Below are 22,280 nucleotides of genomic sequence, written 5' to 3' on the forward strand. Positions count from 1 at the left end.
TCCTTGCCGCCCCGATTTGCAGCTAATCTTTTTCGTATCCGCTCGGGAACTTGTGGCCATGCGCCACTTACTCATGCAAGAGCCCGGCATTTTCGACCGGTCGCCGTTCCGATTTCATTTCTTGAGAGCTATCCCTATGTCCACCCCAGAGTCCACCATCCTTGTAGTAGAAGACGACGACATCGTACGTATGCTCATCGTCGATGTGCTGGAGGAGCTGGAGTTCAAGGTGTTGGAGGCGGCAGACGGCGAGTCTGCGCTGGAGATTCTCGGGAATCAGAGCAAGCTTATCGACTTGATGATGACCGACCACGGTCTGCCGGACATGACAGGTAGTGAACTGGCCGAAAAGGCACGTCAAATGCGCCCCTCTCTGCCCGTGCTGTTCGCCAGCGGATACGCCGAAAACATCGACGTGCCTGCGGATATGCACGTGATCGGCAAACCATTCTCGATCGATCAACTGCGTGACAAGGTCAAGGCCATTCTGAAACAGTGATTGGCCTTGATTCGGCAGCGGCTGCGGATGTGCTCTAATTGCGCGCCATTTTTAGCCGCCTGCCTGCAAGGAACCCCCGTCAATGACTGCATCACCCGCCACCAAAGTTCTGGTCATCGGTTACGTCTGGCCCGAACCGCGCTCTTCGGCAGCCAGCGGGCATGTGATGCAGATCCTCGAGACGTTTTTGCAGCAAGGCTGGGACATCACCTTCAGCAGCCCGGCCGGCCCGGGCGAGCACAAGGCTGACCTGACCGCGCTGGGCATCCGCGAAGTGCCGATCGAACTCAACAACAGCAGCTTCGATAGTTTCATCAGTGAACTGGCCCCGGATATCGTGCTGTTCGACCAGTTCATGATGGAAGAGCAGTTCGGCTGGCGCGTCGAAAAGCAATGCCCGAATGCCTTGCGCGTACTGGAGACGTCCGACCTGCAGAGCCTGCGCCACGCCCGCCACCAACGGCTCAAGGAACGTTTGAAAGACGACCCGGACAATCAGGACTTCAGCGCCCTGTTCGCCCCGGCGCTGCGCGAAGAGTTCGAGTTGATGGCCGACACTGACCTGGCCAAACGGGAAATCGCCGCGTTGTATCGCTGCGATCTGAATCTGATGATTTCCGAAGTTGAAATTCAGTTGCTGGTCGAACAGTTTCAAGTCCCTGGCGACCTGCTGCACTGGTGCCCGCTGATGCTCGAACCACCGCGCGATTCGTTCGTCCCCTTTGAAGAGCGGGCGCACTTTCTGAGTATCGGCAACTTCCGTCACGCGCCCAACTGGGACGCCGTGCTGTGGATGAAGACCGCCGTCTGGCCGCTGATCCGCCAGCGATTGCCCGGCGCCCAACTGCATATCTACGGTGCCTATACGCCGCCCAAGGCCACAGCCCTGCACAACGCGGCGCAGGGGTTTCATGTGATGAACTGGGCAGAAGATGCGCTGCAAGTGATGTCGCAAGCCAGGGTTTGCCTGGCGCCTTTGCGTTTCGGCGCTGGGATCAAGGGCAAGATCGTCGATGCGATGCTCTGCGGCACGCCCAATGTCACGACACCCATCGGCGCCGAAGGCATGGGCGGCGCATTGCCCTGGCCCGGTGCGGTGGCTCAGTCGGCCCAGGCCCTGGCCGACACCGCTGTGGCGCTGCACGAAGACAGATTGCGCTGGGCTGATGCACAGCAGGCCGGCGTCGCGTTGTTGAATGCGCGCTATCGGCAGACTGATCACGGCCCGGCGCTGATCGCTCGCCTGCAATATTGCCGCGACAACTTGTCAGCATTACGTCGCGCCAACTTTACTGGCAGCATGTTGCGTCACCACTTGCATAAAAGCACTCAATACATGGCGCAGTGGATCGAAGCAAAGAACCAGAAAAGTTGATAATTAAAGTGCAAAAGCACATTGCCAATACTTTGCAAAGAGTGCTGGCTTGTACTTTTTCCGTTTGCACCAAAGAATAACTTCCGAACTGACCAAACAAGTTGACTGGTCGGAAATTAAACTTTATCTGCAACGGAATGCACCATGAGTAATTACCCTTTCAAAAACTGGATGGCGGCTACACCGGATATGGACCGACTGACCCTTAGTGAAGTGGTCTGGCCCGGCGCGCATAATTCCGGGCTGGATTTTGATTTTCCGTACCCGACTTATCTCCAACCCGCCCAGAACTGGTTTGTCTGTCAGGACGGTCCGTTCATTCAGCAACTTAATGAAGGCGTGCGCGCCTTCGACTTGCGTCTGCATTCAGATGAACACTGGCTGGGCATCAGGAAGTTTCATACCTTTCATGGCGTGAAACTGCTCCAGGGACGCTCCTTGAGCGAGCTGGTAAAAAGTCTCAATTTTTTCCTCAATGAAAATCCGAACGAGTTCATCGTATTGGACTTACATGAACTCAAGGGCACCAACGATCAGCCATTCGATTACAAGGGTTTCCATGAAGTCATCACCACGGAGCTGGCTTCGCGGCTTATTCCCCGAAACAACGGTCATCTGACCCTTGAACAACTTAAAAGGGCCAGTTCGCTACAACGCGTGGTGTTGGCAAGCGACTCGCACCCGGATTTCAATTCGCCCCTGTACTGGCCGAAAATCCGCCATGAATGGAGCGGGTCGGACATCACCTCGCCAGAGCAACTCAAGCAACACATCACCCGAACCCTGGCCAACCCGCCGGTACCCGGCAGCCTCTGGTCATTGTCGGCCACCAGCTATGGCGAACTGGCCGGCGTCAAGCGGATCACCGACGAACTCGATCAATGGTTTGGCCCAGACTCGGGATGGGCGCCGAAGTGCAGCATTATCAATGCCGACTTCATCGGTGGCACTCCACTGATCGGCCATTGCCAGCAGGTCAACCAGTCCAAAGGTCTACGCAAGGCCCGGGACTGAGGCGCTGGAACTGTCCGTGGCGCGCGTGCATGATGGGCACCTGAACACCACAACAAGACGCATCGGACATGACTCGGGCAACCAGAATCACTGATCCCTCCTACGAACTGATGGACGACCATAACGGGTTGTCCATCATCTACCGTCAGCATGGTTTTCCGTGCCCATTAGTGCGCTGGCATTTTCACAAGGAATACGAACTGCACCTGATAGTTGCCAGTTCCGGCAAGGTCTTCATCGGCGACTACATCGGCAACTTTTATCCGCAAACACTGTTCCTCACCGGGCCCAATCTGCCGCACAACTGGATCAGCCAGGTGGCCGACGACGAGGTGGTGGAAAAGCGCGACATGCTGGTGAACTTCACCGATGAGTTGTTCGACAGCGGGCACCAGGTGTTCGCCGAACTCAAGACTTTGGCGCCGCTACTGGAGCGTGCGCAATATGGCATCGAATTTCGCGATAAGGATACGATCCGTCAGGCCATGACGTTGATGCAGCGAATTGCCGACACCCGCGGCGTTACCCGTCTCGGACACTTTTTCATTCTGATGGAGCTGCTGGCGACGACTGACGATTATCAATTGCTGTCCGGCGCCACTAACACGCAACTGGCCGACGAGCACAACATCGACCGCACCAACCGCGCAGTCGATTTCATCTTCGACCATTACGCCCGCGAATTGACCCTGGAAGAAGTCGCCGATCATCTGGGGATGAAGCCGACCTATTTCAGCCGCGTGTTCAAACAGGCCACCGGGCGCAACTTCATCGAGTTCGTCAATCGCCTGCGCATCAGTAAATCCTGCGAACTGCTCGCTGACGGCGACAAACCGGTGACCGAGGTGTGTTTCGAGTCGGGGTTCAACAACATTTCCAACTTCAATCGGCGCTTCCAGCAACTCAAGGGCATGACGCCGTCGCACTATCGACGCCTCGCGGTGCAGCGCCTGACTGAACAAAACCTCGGCTGATATTACCGCCCCTTGTAGGAGTGAGCCTGCTCGCGAAAGCGGGGTATCAGTCAACTGATCGGCAAACTGACACAGCGCTTTCGCGAGCAAGCCCGCTCCCACAAAGAGCATCTGATGCGATGAAACCTGTACTGATTCGATAGCCCCTTCCCACTGAAAAGCCCTTCCCTGCGTCTACCGCAACAAACCCCAGTGCAAAAAAGTATTGATTTGAGTGCGACGGATGATTTGTCAGTCCGTCGATTGAGGGCTGTAATCAGCGCACATTCTTCCTGCATTCGGAAGACACAAAAACAATAACTGTCCTTCTGCCGCCCGCCGGGTGCAGAAAAGGAGTGCACGATGCAACCCACTGCAAAAGCTCTGCTAGCCCTCACCTGCATGACCCTCAGCAGCGTCAGCCTTGGCGCCCAGACCCTGACCATCGCCACCGTCAACAACAGCGACATGATCCGCATGCAAAAGCTCTCGAAAACTTTCGAGTCCGAGCATCCGGAGATCAAGCTCAACTGGGTGGTGCTGGAAGAAAACGTCCTGCGTCAGCGCCTGACTACCGACATTGCCACTCAGGGCGGGCAGTTCGATGTGTTGACCATCGGCATGTACGAAGCGGCACTCTGGGGCGCCAAGGGCTGGCTCGAACCGATGAAGGATCTGCCGGCTTCTTACGCCCTCGACGACGTGTTCCCGTCGGTGCGCGAAGGCCTGTCAGTCAAGGGTTCGCTGTATGCCCTGCCGTTCTACGCCGAAAGCTCGATCACCTATTACCGCACCGACCTGTTCAAGGACGCCGGCCTGAGCATGCCCGAGCGCCCGACCTGGGAACAGATCGCCGGTTTCGCCGAAAAACTCACCAACAAGGACAAAGAGCAGTACGGCATTTGCCTGCGCGGCAAGGCCGGCTGGGGCGAGAACATGGCGTTGATCACCACTGTCGCCAATGCTTACGGCGCGCGCTGGTTCGATGAGAAATGGCAGCCGGAATTCACCGGCCCGGAGTGGAAAAACGCGCTGAACTTCTACGTCGACACCATGAAGAAATCCGGCCCGCCGGGCGCCTCCAGTAACGGGTTCAACGAGAACCTGGCGCTGTTCAACAGCGGCAAGTGCGCGATCTGGGTGGACGCTTCCGTCGCCGGCTCGTTCGTCACCGACAAGACCCAGAGCAAGGTCGCCGATCACGTCGGTTTCACCTTCGCCCCGCATCAGGTCACTGACAAAGGTTCGGCGTGGCTGTATTCATGGGCACTGGCGATTCCGACCAGTTCCAAGGCCAAGGACGCCGCCAAAGCGTTCAGCGCCTGGGCCACCTCCAAGGAATACGGCGAGCTGGTGGCCAAGACCGACGGCATCGCCAACGTACCACCGGGCACCCGCGCCTCGACCTACAGCGATGCTTACATGAGCGCCGCGCCGTTCGCCAAGGTCACGCTGGAATCGCTCAAGGCCGCAGACCCGAGCAAACCGACGCTGAAACCGGTGCCTTACATCGGCATTCAGCTGGTGACCATTCCTGAATTCCAGGGCGTGGGCACCCAGGTCGGCAAGCTGTTCTCGGCAGCGCTGATCGGCCAGACCACGGTGGATCAGGCCCTTACCGCCGCGCAGCAAACCACCGAACGCGAGATGAAGCGCGCCGGTTATCCCAAGTAACCACTGAACGACTTGCTCCTGCCTCCTGTGGGAGCGGGCTTGCTCGCGAAAGCGGTGGGTCAGTGTCATGTGTATTGACTGACACGACGCCTTCGCGAGCAAGCCCGCTCCCACATGGGATCTCCATAGGTCTGTATGACTCGGTTGTGATCACCATGAATACTTCAACTGCCAAAGCCCACCTCGACTTGTCGCAACCTCAGCGCAAAGTCCGCGTACGCAATCCCGGCTGGTTTCTGGTCAGCCCTTCGGTGGCCCTGTTGCTGCTGTGGATGATCGTGCCGTTGGGCATGACCATTTACTTCTCGATGATTCGCTACAACCTGCTCGATCCGGGGGTGAACGAATTCGTCGGGCTGGAGAACTTCAGCTATTTCCTCACCGACTCCGGGTTCCTGCCCGGCGCCACCAACACCCTGTTGCTGGTGGGCAGCGTGCTGCTGATCAGCGTGGTGTTCGGGGTGTTGATCAGCGCGTTGCTCGAGGCCAGCGAATTTCTCGGACGCGGCATTGTGCGGGTGATGCTGATCTCGCCGTTCTTCATCATGCCCACCGTCGGTGCGCTGATCTGGAAGAACCTGATTTTCCATCCGGTGTCGGGGATTTTCGCCTACGTCTGGCGGCTGTTCGGTGCCGAGCCGGTGGACTGGCTGGCGCATTACCCGCTGCTGTCGATCATCATCATTGTCTCGTGGCAATGGCTGCCCTTCGCGATCCTGATCCTGATGACCGCCATGCAGTCCCTTGACCAGGAACAGAAAGAAGCAGCGCGCCTCGATGGTGCCGGTCCGGTGGCGATCTTCTGGCACCTGACCCTGCCACACCTGGCGCGGCCGATTGCGGTGGTGGTGATGATCGAAACGATCTTCCTGCTGTCGGTGTTCGCCGAGATTTTCACCACCACCAACGGCGGCCCCGGCTACGCCTCGACCAACCTCGCCTACCTGATCTACAACCAGGCGCTGGTGCAGTTCGACGTCGGCATGGCCTCGGCGGGCGGCTTGATTGCCGTGGTCATCGCCAACATCGCCGCGATCATTCTGGTGCGGATGATCGGCAAAAACCTGACTGACAAAGCCTGAGGCCTGCCATGACTCTTCAACAATCCCGCCGGCTGCAAAGCCTGCTGCTCGGCACCCTGGCCTGGGCCATCGCGATCGTGATTTTCTTCCCGATCTTCTGGATGGTGATGACCAGTTTCAAAACCGAAATCGACGCCTTTGCCACGCCGCCGCAGTTCATCTTCACGCCGACGCTGGAGAACTACCTGCACATCAACGAGCGCAGCGACTACTTCAGTTTTGCCTGGAATTCGGTGGTGATCTCGTTCAGTGCCACGGCGTTGTGCCTGCTGATCGCGGTGCCCGCCGCCTATTCGATGGCGTTCTACGAAACCCAGCGCACCAAAGGCACGCTGCTGTGGATGCTCTCGACCAAGATGCTGCCGCCGGTGGGCGTGCTGATGCCGATCTACCTGCTGGCCAAGAGTTTCGGCCTGCTCGACACGCGCATCGCGTTGATCGTGATCTACACCCTGATCAACCTGCCGATCGTGGTCTGGATGATTTACACCTACTTCAAGGACATCCCCAAAGACATCCTCGAAGCCGCCCGCCTCGACGGCGCCACCCTGTGGCAGGAAATGGTCCGCGTGCTGCTGCCGATCGCCAAGGGCGGCCTCGCCTCGACCGTGTTGCTGTCGCTGATCCTGTGCTGGAACGAAGCGTTCTGGTCGCTGAACCTGACCTCGTCGAAAGCTGCGCCTCTGACCGCGCTGATCGCCTCGTACTCAAGCCCCGAAGGCTTGTTCTGGGCCAAGTTGTCGGCGGTCTCGACCTTGGCCTGTGCACCTATCCTGATCTTCGGCTGGATCAGCCAGAAACAACTGGTGCGCGGCTTGTCGTTCGGTGCCGTGAAATGAATATTCCAGAACCAACACCTTCCCCTGTGGGAGCGGGCTTGCTCGCGAAAGCGGTGGGTCATCCAACAATGATCGTGACTGACACGGCCCCTTCGCGAGCAAGCCCGCTCCCACCAAAAGCATGCCCGGCGCCATTGAATTAACTTAAGTGGAGGCCCATCAAAATGGCCAACCTGAAAATCAAGAATCTGCAAAAAGGCTTCGAAGGTTTCTCCATCATCAAGGGCATCGACCTTGAGGTGAATGACAAGGAATTCGTGGTCTTCGTCGGCCCGTCCGGCTGCGGCAAATCCACCTTGCTGCGACTGATCGCCGGGCTGGAAGAGGTCAGCGGCGGCACCATCGAGCTCGATGGCCGCGACATCACCGAAGTCAGCCCGGCCAAGCGCGATCTGGCGATGGTGTTCCAGACCTACGCGCTGTATCCGCACATGACCGTGAAGAAAAACATGTCGTTCGCCCTCGATCTGGCCGGTGTACCGAAAGCCGAAGTCGAGAAAAAGGTCGGCGAAGCGGCGCGCATTCTCGAGCTCGGGCCGATGCTCGAGCGCAAGCCCAAACAGCTGTCCGGCGGCCAACGGCAACGGGTCGCCATCGGCCGGGCGATCGTGCGCAATCCGAAGATCTTTCTGTTCGACGAACCGCTGTCCAACCTCGACGCCGCGCTGCGGGTGCAGATGCGTCTGGAGCTGCTGCGTCTGCACAAGGACCTGCAAGCCACGATGATCTACGTGACCCACGATCAGGTCGAAGCGATGACCATGGCCGACAAAGTGGTGGTGCTCAACGGCGGCAAAATCGAGCAGGTCGGCTCGCCGCTGGACCTCTATCACAACCCGGCCAACCTGTTCGTCGCCGGGTTCCTCGGCACGCCGAAAATGGGCTTCCTCAAAGGCAAGATCGCCCGCATCGACGGCCAGACCTGCGAAGTCTCGCTGGACGCCGGTACGCGCATCACATTGCCGTTCAACGCCGCCAACCTGAGCGTCGGCAGCGCGGTGACCCTGGGCATTCGCCCGGAACATCTGGAGCTGGCACAACCGGGCGACTGCACCCTGCAAGTCACCGCCGACGTCAGCGAACGCCTGGGCAGCGACACCTTCTGCCACGTCACCACCAACGCGGGCGAAGCCCTGACCATGCGCGTGCGCGGCGACTTGGCAAGCCGCTACGGCGAGCAACTGAACCTGCACCTGGACGCCAGCCATTGCCACCTGTTCGACGCCGATGGCGTGGCGCTGACCCGCCCGCTTCGCGCCGCGGCCTGAATTTCGAGACCTGCCCGATGAAACTGAATGAACAAAACCTGCATCGCCTCGCCCCCGAGGTGCAACTGCCGGCCTACAACCTCAGCGACACCCGTCAGGGCATCGCGCACATTGGCGTCGGCGGCTTCCACCGCGCGCATCAGGCGTATTACACCGATGCGCTGATGAACACCGGCCAGGCGCCGGACTGGGCGATCTGTGGGGTCGGCTTGCGCGCGGAAGACCGCCGCGCCCGTGACGACCTCAAGGAGCAGGACTACCTGTTCACCCTGTTTGAACTCGGTGATAGCAATGACACCGAAGTGCGGGTGATCGGTGCGATCCGCGACATGCTCCTGGCCGAAGATGGCGCGCAGGCACTGATCGAAAAACTCGCCGATCCGCAGATCCGTATCGTCTCGCTGACCATCACCGAAGGCGGCTACTGCATCGACGACAGCAACGGCGAATTCATGGCGCACCTGCCGCAGATTCAACACGATCTGGCACACCCGCAAACGCCGAAAACCGTGTTCGGTTTCCTCTGCGCGGCGCTGGAAAAACGCCGTGGCGCGGGCATACCGGCGTTCACGATCATGTCCTGCGATAACCTGCCGCATAACGGCGCGGTGACCCGCAGGGCGCTGCTGGCCTTCGCCACCCTGCGCGACCCGAGGCTGCGCGACTGGATCGAGCAGAACGTCAGTTTCCCCAACGCCATGGTCGACCGCATCACGCCGATGACCAGCACCGCGCATCGTCTGCAACTGGCCGACAAACACGCGGTCGACGATGCCTGGCCAGTGGTCTGCGAGCCGTTTGTGCAATGGGTGCTGGAAGATAAATTCGTCAACGGTCGCCCGGCCTGGGAACAGGTCGGCGTGCAGTTCACCGATGACGTTTCGCCCTACGAAGAAATGAAGATCAAACTGCTCAACGGCAGCCATCTGGCGCTGACTTATCTGGGGTTTCTGAAGGGCTACCGCTTCGTTCACGAAACCATGAACGACCCGCTGTTCGTGCGCTACATGCGTGCGTACATGGACCTCGATGTCACCCCACAACTGGCGCCGGTACCGGGCATCGATCTGACCGACTACAAAAATACGCTGGTCGCGCGCTTCTCTAATCAGGCGATTGCCGATCAGCTGGAACGAGTGTGTTCAGACGGCTCGTCGAAGTTTCCCAAGTTCACCATTCCGACGATCAACCGCTTGATTACCGATGGCCAGGAGACCAAGCGCGCAGCGTTGGTGGTGGCGGCCTGGGCGTTGTATTTGAAGGGCGTGGATGAGAATGGCGACACTTATACGATTCCCGATCCACGGGCGGAATTCTGTCAGGGACTGGTGGCGGATGATGCGCTGATTACCCAGCGGTTGCTGGCGGTCGAGGAGATCTTCGGCACGGCGATTCCACGGTCGGCGGAGTTTGTTGCGGCATTTGAATGGTGCTGCAACAGCTTGCGCGAGGTGGGGGTGACGCGCACTTTGGAGCGGGTTTTGGCCTGAATTCAGCGGTGAAACCACCGACGCCTTCGCGAGCAAGCCCGCTCCCACAGGGGAACGCGTTTCAAAATGTGGGAGCGGGCTTGCTCGCGAATGGCAGCCTCACCTTGGCAGATCTGAAACCCTGAGGACCTCACTGTGACCACCCGACAACTCTTCCTCGGCATCGACTGCGGCACCCAGGGCACCAAGGCGATCATCCTCGATGCCAGCAACGGTCAGGTGCTCGGCGAAGGCGCGGCCACGCACACGATGATCAGCGGCGCCAATGGCCGGCGCGAGCAGGACACCCAACAGTGGCTCGACGCCTTCGCCCTCGCCACCCGCCGCGCCTTGCTCTTAGCCAATGTTGACGGTCAGGCGATCCTCGGCATCGGCGTATCCGGCCAGCAACACGGTCTGGTGCTGCTCGACGATCAGGGCCAGGTGCTGCGTCCGGCCAAGCTGTGGTGCGACACCGAAACCACCGATGAAAATGACCGTCTGCTCAAGCACCTCGGCGGCGAAAAAGGCTCGCTGGAGCGCCTCGGGGTGGTCATCGCGCCGGGCTACACAGTGTCGAAACTGCTGTGGACCAAGGAACAACACCCGGAGTTGTTCTCGCGTATCGCGCGCATCCTTCTGCCCCACGACTACCTGAACTTCTGGCTCACCGGCCGCGCCTGCAGCGAATACGGCGACGCCTCCGGCACCGGCTATTTCAACGTGCGCAGCCGTCAGTGGGACTTGCAACTGCTGCGCGATATCGACGCCACGGGTCGCCTGCAAGCCGCGTTACCGGAGCTGATCGACGCGCATCAAGCGGTCGGCACCCTGCTGCCGGCGATTGCCGAACAGCTCGGCCTCAGCCCGAATGCGCTGGTCGCCAGCGGCGGTGGCGACAACATGATGGGCGCCATCGGCACCGGCAACATTCAGCCGGGAGCGATCACCATGAGCCTCGGCTCCTCCGGCACGGTGTACGCGTACGCCGAGGCACCGCAGGTTAGCGCGGATGCGTCGGTTGCGACCTTCTGCTCGTCCAGCGGCGGCTGGCTGCCGCTGATCTGCACCATGAACCTGACCAACGCCACCGGCGCGATCCGCGAACTGTTCGACCTTGATCTCGAACAATTCAACGACCTCGTGGCCCAAGCACCGATCGGCGCCGAAGGCGTGAGCATGCTGCCATTTCTCAACGGAGAGCGCGTCCCCGCACTGCCCCATGCCACCGGCAGCCTGCACGGCCTGACCCTGAGCAACCTGACCCAGGCCAACCTGTGTCGCGCCGTGGTCGAAGGCACCACCTTCGGTTTGCGTTATGGACTGGATCTGTTGCGCCACAATGGTTTACAAAGCCGCAGCATTTGCCTGATCGGCGGCGGTTCGAAAAGTGCAGTGTGGCGGCAGATCGTCGCCGACATCATGAACACCCCGGTGATCTGCACCGAACACAGCGAAGCCGCAGCCCTTGGCGCGGCGATTCAGGCGGCGTGGTGCAAGTCATGGTCGAACGGCCACGAAGACACTTTGGCCGATCTGTGCCAGCGCTGCGTGAAGCTCGATCTGCACAGTGAAACCCTGCCGGTCGCCGCCCATGTCGCGGCGTTCCAGCAGGCCTATGAACGCTATCAACAGCATGTCGCAACCCTATAAAGAGCAAACAATTATGTATTTGGTGTGTGGCGAAGCCCTGTTCGATTTCTTCAGCGAAGACGATGCCAGAGGTCTGGCCTCGAAAGTCAATTTCAAGGCGATTGCCGGCGGCTCGCCGTTCAACGTCGCGGTCGGCTTACGCCGTCTGGGCGTGGATTCGGCGCTGTTTGCCGGGCTGTCTACCGACTATCTCGGCCGACGTCTGCAGCAGGTGCTGCAGGATGAAGGTGTGCGTGCGGACTACCTGATCGACTTCGCCGCGCCAACCACGCTGGCGATGGTCGCGGTCGGCGCCAACGGTTCGCCGCATTACAGTTTTCGCGGCGAGGGCTGTGCTGATCGCCAATTAAGCCTCGCCCATCTGCCGCAACTGGGCGCTGAAGTCCGTGGTCTGCACATCGGCTCGTTCTCGCTGGTGGTGCAGCCGATCGCCGACACCCTGTTGACTCTGGTGCAACGCGAAAGCGGCAAGCGCCTGATCACTCTCGATCCCAACGTGCGCCTCAACCCGGAACCGAACATCGACCTGTGGCGCCAGCGCGTGGCGACCCTGGTGCAACTGGCCGACATGATCAAGGTCAGCGACGAAGACCTGAGCCTGCTGTATCCCGAGCAGGACCCGCAGCGCGTGATCGAAGGCTGGCTGCAGCATCGCTGCCAGTTGGTGTTCCTGACCCGTGGCGGCGAAGGCGCAACGGTGTTCAGCCGTGCTCACGGTTCATGGTCGGTACCAGCGGTTTCAGTGAAAATCGCCGATACCGTCGGCGCCGGCGATACCTTTCAAGCAGCGCTGATTACCTGGTTGACCGAGCAAGCACTGGATTCGGTCGAAGGGGTTCAACAACTCAGCCGCGAGCAGATCGACGCGATGCTCAGGTTTGCCGTACAGGCGGCCGCCCTTACGTGCAGCAAGACCGGTCCGGATTTGCCCTATCGTCACCAGTTGAGCTGAGCGCGTAGACTGTCGGCCTTTTTGCGCGCATGGGGATGACGGTTTGATGTCGGGGCGGACGGCGGGACTTTTGATACTGGCGGGATTACTCAGCGGCTGCGGCACCTCGCCGCCGCGTTCGCCGGAAGACATTTGCGCGATCTTCCGCGAGAAAAGCGACTGGTACGATGCGGCGCAAGTCACGCAAAAGCGTTGGGGCGTGCCGATCCAGGTGCCCTTCGCGATCATGTATCAGGAGTCCGGCTACCGCTACGACGCCAAGACCCCGCGCAAATACCTGTTGTGGGTGATTCCGTGGGGCCGGGTCACCACAGCCTCGGGCTACGCCCAGGCCAAGGATGAAGTCTGGTCCGACTACCAGAAAAGCACCGGCCGACACGGCGCCGACCGCGAAGACTTCGACGACGCCATCGACTTCGTCGGCTGGTACATGGACAAGACCACTTCGATCAACGGCGTGTACAAGTACGACGCCTATAACCAGTACCTGAACTACCACGAAGGCTGGGGCGGCTTTCGCAACAAAACCTACGCCAGCAAGGCCTGGCTGATGCCGACTGCACGCAAGGTGCAGGCGCGCTCCGACGTGTATGCGCGGCAGTATGCCGGGTGCAAAGAGGATCTGAATCGCGGCTTCTGGAGCCGGTTCTGGCATTGGTTGTAGGGGAGCCTGTGAGGACGCCTTCGCGAGCAAGCCCGCTCCCACAGGGGATCAGTGCCGAGCACAAAATTTGTGTTCACCCATGATCCAATGTGGGAGCGGGCTTGCTCGCGAAGGCGGTCATCCAGACACTGCAGCCCTCACAGTTACAACACCGAAAAGTTGTAACTCACAATCAACCGGGTCTCATCCACATCCCGGGCAAACTTTTCATAGTTGGTGCGGTAAGTCGCATTGCGCAGGCGCAGGCTGACATCCTTGAACGTGCCCGTCTGGATCACGTACTTCAACTCGCTGTCGCGTTCCCACTCTTTGCCCTCCTGATCACTGCCCGGCACCTTGATGTGATCACCGTTGACATAGCGGGTCAGGAAGCTCAGGCCGTTGATGCCGATGGCCTTGAAGTCATAGTCATAACGCAGCTGCCAGGAGCGTTCCTGCGCCGCGGCGAAGTCGTTGACCTGCACGTAGTTGACCAGATACGGATTGCTGCCATCGAGGTACGGCATCGAATTGTCGCCGTTCATGCGCTGCCAGCCGGCGCTGAAGGTGTGGCCGCTGATGCCGTACGAGAGCATGCCGCTCAAGGCGCGGTTGTCGATGGAGCCGGCTTTGGCATCACCGCTGTCGGCGCTTTTCAGCAAACGCAGATCGGCCTTCAGCACACCGTCACCCAGCGGTTGGTTGCCGAGCAAGCCAATGAAGTGCTGGCGATAGATGTCTTCCAGCTCGGCGTAGTGATACTGCGCGGTCAGGCGATCGTTGATCTTGTAATCGATGCCGTACATGTCGAAATGATCGGCGGTAGTGTTGCAGGCGTAGCGCTTGTTCTTACAGTGCACGCGGATGTCTTGCGAATCGGTGGAATCGCGCGCGGTGTACTTGTCCAGACGCGCGGCCATGAAGGTCAGATCCTTCACTTCCCTGGAGGTCAGCATGGCGCCGTTGAACATGGTCGGCAGCAAGCGGCCGTCGTTGTACTTGAGCAGCGGTAGATCCGGCAGCAGTGCGCCGTACTTCAACACCGTGTCCGAAACCTTGACCTTGGCGGTCAGGCCCATTTTCGCGTACTGGCCCTTCGAGCCGCGCGGGTTCTCGCCGCTGGACGGCAACAAGCCGCTGTTGCTGCGATCGGGGCTGGAGTCGAGCTGAAACCCGAGCATGCCCAGCGCATCGATACCGAAGCCGACCGTGCCCTCGGTGTAACCCGATTGCAGATTCAGAATAAAGCCTTGCGCCGACTCTTCACGCTTGGAAGCGCCCTGGTCACTGGAGGTATGCCCATCACGGAAATCGCGGTTGAAGTACACCGTGCGCGATTCGATTTTCGCCGTGGTGTCTTCGAGAAAACCGCTGGCCTGAACCTGCGCGGCAAAACCGGCGCACAGCACAACGGCTCCGAAGCCAAACGACTGGCGCGGGGTGATGAGAGGGAATGGGGGACGCATGAAAAACTCCAACAGTACAGCGTTTGCGCCGGGGCGCAGTCAGCCAGAAAAATAGCTCCCGTCCCGGGTCAAAAACAGCCGGGAAGAAGTGGACACGCAGGGGTGAGTTGCAATGATGGCAGATGGCTTTTACGGGTTGAAGGCGACTTTAGTCTGAAACTGACTGGCGATTCTTCGGCCTGCGATTGGCTCAAATCATGCGCTGACCAAGGGCTCACGACTGCGAAGCCCCCGATTTCATTGGGTTTAAACGCCGTCATAGGGGTTTTCCCTATACAGCGCGGGCCCCCTCTCTACGGCATTTGCGCCTTGAACGAGGCGGTTTAATCCTCCATCATCCGTCACCTGCTTATTCAATGGACGGAATTCAAGGCATGCTGGACGCCAACGCTACCCACATTACCCTTACCCTCGAAGGCGCCTCCGCCGACCTGCAAGTGCTGAGCTTCACTGGTCGCGAAGCCCTCAACGAGCCTTTCCGTTTCGACCTCGAACTGGTCAGCGCCCGCCCCGACCTCAAACTCGAAGAGTTGCTGCACAAGCCCGGCGTCCTGACCTTCGGCGCCACCGGCGAAGGCAAGATTCATGGCCTGGTGTATCGCATCGAACAAGGCGATTCCGGCAAGACCCTGACCCGCTACAGCATCAGCCTGGTGCCGCAACTGGCCTATCTGCGGCACAACCATGACCAGCAGATTTTCCAGAACCTCACGGTGCCGAAGATCATCGCCCAGGTCCTCGAAGATCGCGGCATTCTGGCCGACGCTTACAGCTTCCAGCTCAACGCCGAGTACCCGCAGCGCGATTACTGCGTGCAGTACGACGAGTCCGACCTGCATTTCATCCAGCGTCTGTGCGAAGAGGAAGGCATTCACTTCCATTTCCAGCACAGCAGCAGCGGGCACAAACTGGTGTTCGGCGACGATCAGACAGTGTTCCGCAAACTCAAGGCCGTGAGCTACCAGCAAGACTCCGGCATGAGCGCCGATAAACCGGTGATCAAGCGCTTCAACCTGCGCCTGGAAACCCGCACCACCCGCGTCAGCCGCCGCGACTACGACTTCGAAAAACCGAAGATCCTGCCCGAAGGCGCGGTCAAATCCGAGTTCGCCCCGGACCTTGAGGACTACGATTACCCCGGCCGCTTCACCACCCGCGAGCGCGGCAAATTCCTCTCGACCCGCGCCCTCGAACGTCATCGCAGCGACTACAAACTCGCCGAAGGCAAAGGTGACGAACCGACCCTGACCAGCGGCCACTTCCTGACCTTGGCCGAACACCCGCGCGCTGAATGGAACGACTTGTGGCTGCTGCTGGAAGTCTTCCACGAAGGCAAACAACCGCAAGTGCTCGGTGAAAACGTCACCAGCGACGTCACCGACAACAAAAGCGATTTCCACCAGGGCTACCGCAACAGCTTCCTCGCCACCCCGTGGGACGCGCACTACCGCCCTGCCCTCGAACACCCGAAACCCAAAGTCCTCGGCAGCCAGACCGCGGTCGTCACCGGCCCGGCCGGTGAAGAAATCCACTGCGACCAGTACGGCCGCATCAAAGTCCAGTTCCACTGGGACCGCGACGGCCAGTCCGACGACAAAACCACCTGCTGGCTGCGCGTCGCCAGCGGCTGGGCCGGCGCCGCCTACGGCGGCATCGCCATCCCGCGCATCGGCATGGAAGTCCTCGTCACCTTCCTCGAAGGCGACCCCGACCAGCCACTCGTCACCGGCTGCCTGTACCACAAGGAAAACGTCGTCCCCTACGACCTGCCGGCGAACAAAACCCGCAGCACCTTCAAAACCCTCAGCTCCCCGGGCGGCAAGGGCTATAACGAGTTTCGGATTGAAGACAAAAAGGGTGCCGAGCAAATCTACATCCATGCCCAGCGCGATTGGGACGAGAACATCGAGCACGACCAGAAGATCCGTGTGGGGAATGAGCGGCATGACACGGTTGAGGCCAATGCCCTGAGCGAGTTCAAGGTTGAGGAACACCGGATTACCCATCTGGATCGCATCAGCGAGATGCGCGCGGATGACCACCTGACGGTAGGCGTGACGCAGCATGTGAAGGTCGGTACGGCGCAGTTTGTCGAGGCCGGGACCGAGATTCACTATCACGCGGGTGACAAGGTGGTGGTTGAAGGAGGTATGGAACTCACGGCCAAGGCTGGCGGGAGTTTTGTGAAGGTCGATGCCGGTGGGGTGACCATCAGCGGGGCTGAGGTGAAGATCAATACCGGTGGGGCGCCGGGGGCGGGAACCGGGATTGGGATTCTGCCACCAAACTTGCCTCTTGATGCTCCGACATCGCCAGTTCCCCAAATACCGTTGACCGCCTTAATTAATTTTAAAAAAGCCAGCGTAGCAGGGGTACAAGTAATTCCAGTGTGCGGTAAACAATCTAATGGAATTTGTACTCGCGGGGACTGCACATGCATTTGATGTTGAAATCTTGTGACGAATTAGCGCCTACAGATTACCCTCGTGCTCAAGCTGGAATGAGCCTATGGCTTCTGGCTGATCGCGTACGCTCTCCAGAGATTCTACAAGAGCTCTACAAAGACAATAACATTGAAGTGAGTTCGCTACTCGCAGGCTCTCCGCACGGCCACTTAGGGGATGCAAGCCCGATCCTTGTGAACTTAAAACAAGGATTGCTACCTGACAATGTCAGGCAAAAGCTACAGGTAGATCGCTGCGGGATTCTGTTGGCTGCCGAATCCCCTGTTCGCAAACACCTGCAGTATCTCTTTACAAAAAATTGCCGCCAACATGGGTTAGTGTATTCACGCTATTACGACCCCATTAACTGGTCTTGCCTACACCACTCATTAAACGATAATTTCAAATCTAGATTATACGGACCAATCAAACATGTTTGGACCCTTTTGCCAAATAGCAACATCAATGAGTTTAAATGGGGTCGGTGGGACAACCCAAATACGAATACAACCTCCACTACGCCCGACTTACCGTTAGAAATCCCCGACGTTTTTTTTGATATGAGTGAAACTTTGCGTTGGCAGTACTGGATTTACCACCAAGCTTTTGAACAAAATATAGACGCAAGGGATCTTGATCTTTCAAAAGCCATTTATCAACTTAATGTATTAGTTAAATCAGGAATCGATCAGGGGGCTCACCTGCAATCGTTGGTTCCTCAGATTCTTAACGATCCTGATTTTGTCCTCATGCCCGAAGCAAAAGAGATTTTGCGTAAAGATATAAAGGCTTATGAGAAAACCGCACAACTCGAATCGTTGGCTAAGGGATGAAAGCCATGACAATTTCAACTGAACAACCTAAACAGTCGCCTGTAGTATTAGAGCCTGCAACTGAAGTTAAAATAAAAAGCACTGAAAAATTTGGAGATAATCCAGGCACTGGCTGCGCTAAAGAATATGAAGATATTATTTATGTAACAGCACAAAGAAAATTCTGGTTAATCACTAAGGAAGTGGCGGACCAACTCGAAGAAAGCGCCGTACTCATGTCGAAACGAGTGGCCGTCACGGATCGCGCCGAACGTATGCAGCAGTTAGACAAGGCCGGCCTAATGGCATGCTTCGCCTCTCCAGCGCTGTCTTCTTTTCTAGACGGACAAGACAAGAAACGCTTTGATGAACTTGACGACCAAATCAATAAGATAGAGTCGTCCAACAAGAGCTCATTAGACACCGCTAAGGCTCAGACCGATGTAGTAAGGCGCCGCATCGACATTTACGAGGCAGAAAATGCAGCAAATCTATCTCTTCGCAATGATGTTCTCGCTTTAGCAGAAGAACGAAAGCAACTTGAAAATAAAGGTCGGAAAGAAGCTCTAACGAAAGGATATATCGAAGAGAACGGCCGACTGTACAGTCCGCGAGAAATTAAAATTAGCGGCCTCATAGGAACTTACTGCAAATACCGGGAAGCTTCTAAAAAGAAAGCATTTACAGAAAACGACTTTTTCCTGAAGCGTGAAGCGCCCATCTGGGAGTTACTCACCCATTATGAAAAGCTTCTTGAACGCACAGAAAAAGAAAAAAAGGTCGACGGACTATTAAAAGAGGATATTAGCAAGCGCATTGAACACTTGGAAAGTGTCCTAGCGGAATATACGAAAATCATTCTCGACCTCGCAGACCTGGGAATTGCCACTCCAGAATTCGCCCTCAATCCTGAAAGCCAACGTGCGGGTACCTTACGCTTTCATGACTACATGCAACTGGATAAAGAGTTAGACTCTACGATAAAAAAAATTATCGCAGATTTTGAAAAGTGGTGTGCCGCAACTGGGGACAGGGCAGTACCGCCCTCTTCAGTTTTCACTGAGAACCAGAACAAATATTTAGAGATTCAGGAAAAGTCTCGTTTGATGCGGCAACAAGCAGAAAAAAACTTAACTGCTGTAAAGCCATACAGATTATTGCTCTGGGATCCGCAAGCCTATACGCCTAAGCCAGTTGACTCTCTTGTGAAGGCTAACATCCCACTTCGCGAGGTCAGCATGGCCTCTTCTAGCAAACCCCTTTCCCATCTAAGCCTTATGGACTTACGCGCTTATGCAAATAAGGGGATGTATGAGCTATTAAAAAACACTAAGATTAAGGGCATTGCAAAATCAGATGAAGATGCTGCATTCACTGAATACTTGGTTGGCAAGGGATGCAAGTCATTAGAAATCAACACCGATTGGTTTGATAAAGGACTCTTTCAGCCTGAGCGCCTCTTCAAATTCCTTGACAAGGAACACTTCAAAGTCAAAAGCATCCGGTCTCCTTCGGCCCAAAAACCATGGGGAGAAAACTTGCAAGCAATGATCTTCGAAGACGATACTTTGCGCCAACTGGCTCTCTTTGATAATAGCTATGCCGCAATGTTTGTCAGAATGCTAGGCGGCGGAGCAGCTCCCAGCATACATGGAAGAGCAGAAATTAGCGGACCGAAACTAAAGGATAAGAAGCTAGCGGGCATTGAAATCGGAATGGAAGTTTCCTTAGCCCGTGGAGAGGTGGATATACTTGATCTAAAGCTACCTGACCCGGCAAGCATAAAGCCTGTAACCTTGGAATATATTTCTTACAAGGGTGAACCAAAAACCCTGGATCTTGGCGAATACTATTTAGAAATAAACGCCAAAGCATGGGGCTTTGTAGGCGCTAGTTTGATTCTAGCCAGAGACCTGAAAGTCAGCGCCGAACACGGAAAACTGGGAATTAGCGGGTCCGATGACGCCATTGAAAAAGCGACAGAAACGGTAAAAGATGCAAGCCAAGACCCTGCGAAACCTAAAGAAACCGAACCCGATGTAAAGCTATTTCTCGGCGCTCAAGTCGGCTGTCAAGTAACAGGACAATTGAAATGGAAGCCCCCTGTAAATATCCGCCCCGCCCCTCCAGTCCCTGGCTATGCACGTACAAATGCCTGGAACACACTCGCAAAACTTGAAGTCAGCGTAGCCGGTGGCGCAGGCGCGTCTCTACATGGTGCATTCTCTATTAGCATGAAAGACGGCCGTTTGAGATTAAATGCTAAAGCTTCTTTATTTTTTGGTCTAGGGGCAACTGGCTCTGTCAGCTTTGAAATAGACGCAAAAAGTATAAGTGATTGGTTAAGGATGATTAGGACCGCCCTTATTGAAAATGACATGCATAGATTGGAATGGATTGATGAAAGTGCATTTAGCTATTTAAGCAAACTATCCTTCCTAGGTATTGTTACCATGGGAGACGTCGCTTTTTATGCAGCCCAAACTGAAGCAAGAGTTAATCAGCTATACGACTCAATGACGAATGGAAATCGGGCGAGCTTAATTGGCTACAGCATTGCAAGCTTCCCGGATAAAATGGGTTATAAAGAGTGGTTTGCGGGCCTTCAACCTGAAGCGATTGGCCCACTACTTCACACACTTTGTAGTACTCCACGGGGGTTCAAGGCAACGGACTCTTCAGATACGGCTACCGCCAAGAGCTTTGACTCAACTCAGGCGATAATGTATCAACAGCAAGCCATTGGCTTTTGTATTGAATGGATTGCTCAGTCCCCAACCAAACAACCTTTCAATGCAGTGATACCGAATGAAGCCCAACGTCAGTTTGAAGAGGCCGTTTCGCGCATGAACCGTCATGGATTAACCTCCGAAGAGCCAAAACTTGATTTCTGCAAAAACTTGTATCGCCTGAATAAATTTATGGAGGAGCAAACCGGAAAACTAGGAGCCGAGAGAACGACCATTGATTTGCGCCGCGCCGAATACAAGAAAAACGTCGCCAACTTGGGCCAGCATATAAATCATTTGTGCAGCACTACCGTTGAAAGCAGTCCCCTGGGCTTTATCTCAGACGCTTACAACACAACCACAACAGTATACTCAGGACAAAAATGAAATATAAAACTGTAGCTTTATTTTTTCTGGCATTAATTCCCAGCCTGTCATTTGGTGCACTTACACCTGAACAAGCAAGCGCCAAAAGCCACGGACTTGAGCTATACAATCAAAATCAATGGTTCAAATTAGAGCCATACCTGAAAGTATCAGCTGAAGCTGGCGACATAGAGTCCCAATATTACTTGGCAGAAGCATTACGCCATCAAAAACTTTTTATGACCAAAGACGCACAATATTGGTACGAAAAGGCAGCTTCAAAAGGTCATGTGTATTCAATGCTAAGACTCGGTGAGAACAAAGAAATTTGTACGTTGACGGATGAATGCAAGCAGGATGAAAAATACTGGATAAACACCGCACGTAAAACCGCGAAAGAATGCGCAGACGCCGGCGAAAAGAAATGCTTGCTGATGATGTACAACGCAACCGCTGACGTCGAATGGCTTAAAAAATCAGCAGAAGCCGGCACCCCCTTGGCACAGAGCCTTCTTGCGCATCGCTTCGAAGAGGGTGAAGGATGGTTTTTATTTCCATCTCAACGTAAAGAAGCCGTTATGAAATTGGCCAAGGCCTCGTCTGACGGTGGGTACCCTCCTGCGATGTTTGAATGGGCTATGGAGTTAGCGAAAGAAGGTCAACCAGAAGCCGCGAGAGAAACACTGATAAATTCAGCAAAGACCGGATATGTAGATGCAGTGTTTGAGTACGCCGCCGCTCTCTCATCTGAGGATCACGGAAAAAAATATGGCGTGGAGGTCGACAAATCAAAATCCTACGCCCTATTCAGCCTTCTTTCAGAACTCGGTGACAGTAGCCCAGGTGACTTGGCACAAAAACAGTTACCGGCATTGGCAAGTAGCATGTCAAACAAGGAGATCGATCAAGCAAAGAAAATCACCAAAGACTGGAAGTCCTCCAATCCTCCTCTTTCTTATTTCACGCCTGAATTTGGCTTTTAAATCACGATCTCGAAGATGAGCTTTCCGACTAAAAAAACATCACAAAAAGCCGTTATTAA

17 protein-coding genes are annotated in these 22,280 nt (G+C 56.4%); 16 read left to right on the top strand and 1 reads right to left on the bottom strand.

The window, feature by feature from the left end; all coding sequences use genetic code 11:
• The first annotated feature begins 136 nt into the window (after positions 1-136).
• From E3Z29_RS17550 to E3Z29_RS17615, 12 genes are all read left to right on the top strand, one after another.
• Entirely contained in the window at positions 137-499 is a 363-nt protein-coding gene (locus E3Z29_RS17550) for a response regulator (RefSeq protein WP_134787589.1), read from the top strand.
• An 82-nt stretch (positions 500-581) separates the two neighbouring features.
• Positions 582-1,874, top strand: a complete 1,293-nt coding sequence (locus E3Z29_RS17555) for a glycosyltransferase (protein ID WP_134786468.1) — start codon at positions 582-584, stop codon at positions 1,872-1,874.
• 144 nt (positions 1,875-2,018) lie between these two features.
• A complete protein-coding gene (locus E3Z29_RS17560; protein ID WP_134786469.1) occupies positions 2,019-2,888 on the top strand; it encodes a phosphatidylinositol-specific phospholipase C domain-containing protein in 870 nt (289 codons plus the stop codon).
• 68 nt (positions 2,889-2,956) lie between these two features.
• Positions 2,957-3,862, top strand: a complete 906-nt coding sequence (locus tag E3Z29_RS17565) for an AraC family transcriptional regulator (protein WP_134786470.1) — start codon at positions 2,957-2,959, stop codon at positions 3,860-3,862.
• 342 nt (positions 3,863-4,204) lie between these two features.
• Complete coding sequence (locus E3Z29_RS17570; protein WP_103367022.1) at positions 4,205-5,515, top strand: sugar ABC transporter substrate-binding protein; 1,311 nt, start codon at positions 4,205-4,207, stop codon at positions 5,513-5,515.
• A gap of 155 nt (positions 5,516-5,670) precedes the next feature.
• On the top strand, positions 5,671-6,597 hold the full coding sequence (locus E3Z29_RS17575) for a carbohydrate ABC transporter permease (RefSeq protein ID WP_134786471.1): 927 nt from the start codon (positions 5,671-5,673) through the stop codon (positions 6,595-6,597).
• Between the two features lie 8 nt (positions 6,598-6,605).
• On the top strand, positions 6,606-7,436 hold the full coding sequence (locus tag E3Z29_RS17580) for a carbohydrate ABC transporter permease (protein WP_003225143.1): 831 nt from the start codon (positions 6,606-6,608) through the stop codon (positions 7,434-7,436).
• A gap of 164 nt (positions 7,437-7,600) precedes the next feature.
• Complete coding sequence (locus tag E3Z29_RS17590; protein WP_134786472.1) at positions 7,601-8,704, top strand: ABC transporter ATP-binding protein; 1,104 nt, start codon at positions 7,601-7,603, stop codon at positions 8,702-8,704.
• Between the two features lie 17 nt (positions 8,705-8,721).
• Positions 8,722-10,194: a mannitol dehydrogenase family protein gene (locus E3Z29_RS17595; RefSeq protein WP_134786473.1), complete on the top strand. Its 1,473-nt coding sequence runs from the start codon at positions 8,722-8,724 to the stop codon at positions 10,192-10,194.
• 135 nt (positions 10,195-10,329) lie between these two features.
• A complete protein-coding gene (gene xylB / locus E3Z29_RS17605) occupies positions 10,330-11,826 on the top strand; it encodes a xylulokinase (RefSeq protein WP_134786475.1) in 1,497 nt (498 codons plus the stop codon).
• Between the two features lie 13 nt (positions 11,827-11,839).
• Positions 11,840-12,778: a carbohydrate kinase gene (locus E3Z29_RS17610; protein WP_134786476.1), complete on the top strand. Its 939-nt coding sequence runs from the start codon at positions 11,840-11,842 to the stop codon at positions 12,776-12,778.
• 46 nt (positions 12,779-12,824) lie between these two features.
• Positions 12,825-13,442: a hypothetical protein gene (locus E3Z29_RS17615; RefSeq protein ID WP_372241192.1), complete on the top strand. Its 618-nt coding sequence runs from the start codon at positions 12,825-12,827 to the stop codon at positions 13,440-13,442.
• A gap of 143 nt (positions 13,443-13,585) precedes the next feature.
• On the opposite strand, the gene E3Z29_RS17620 is transcribed toward E3Z29_RS17615, so the two are convergent.
• Positions 13,586-14,887 (bottom strand): OprD family porin, encoded by a 1,302-nt coding sequence (locus E3Z29_RS17620; protein WP_134786478.1) that lies wholly within the window; start codon positions 14,885-14,887, stop codon positions 13,586-13,588.
• 374 nt (positions 14,888-15,261) lie between these two features.
• Between E3Z29_RS17620 and E3Z29_RS17625 the strand changes: the two genes are divergently transcribed.
• Genes E3Z29_RS17625 through E3Z29_RS17640 form a run of 4 tightly spaced genes read left to right on the top strand, consistent with a single transcriptional unit; the run spans position 15,262 to position 22,221 of the window.
• Positions 15,262-17,331: a type VI secretion system tip protein VgrG gene (locus E3Z29_RS17625; protein ID WP_134786479.1), complete on the top strand. Its 2,070-nt coding sequence runs from the start codon at positions 15,262-15,264 to the stop codon at positions 17,329-17,331.
• Positions 17,322-18,164 (top strand): DUF4123 domain-containing protein, encoded by an 843-nt coding sequence (locus tag E3Z29_RS17630; RefSeq protein WP_098964123.1) that lies wholly within the window; start codon positions 17,322-17,324, stop codon positions 18,162-18,164. The genes E3Z29_RS17625 and E3Z29_RS17630 overlap by 10 nt, the downstream gene beginning before the upstream one ends.
• 5 nt (positions 18,165-18,169) lie before the next feature.
• The gene (locus E3Z29_RS17635; RefSeq protein WP_134786480.1) at positions 18,170-21,259 is read left to right on the top strand and encodes a hypothetical protein; all 3,090 of its coding nucleotides are present in this window, start codon (positions 18,170-18,172) and stop codon (positions 21,257-21,259) included.
• Positions 21,256-22,221, top strand: a complete 966-nt coding sequence (locus E3Z29_RS17640; RefSeq protein ID WP_134786481.1) for a tetratricopeptide repeat protein — start codon at positions 21,256-21,258, stop codon at positions 22,219-22,221. Before E3Z29_RS17635 ends, E3Z29_RS17640 begins: the two co-directional genes overlap by 4 nt.
• The last annotated feature ends 59 nt before the right edge of the window (positions 22,222-22,280 follow it).

The sequence above is a fragment of the Pseudomonas sp. S150 genome (assembly GCF_004526365.1).
Taxonomy (GTDB): Bacteria; Pseudomonadota; Gammaproteobacteria; order Pseudomonadales; family Pseudomonadaceae; genus Aquipseudomonas; species Aquipseudomonas putida_A.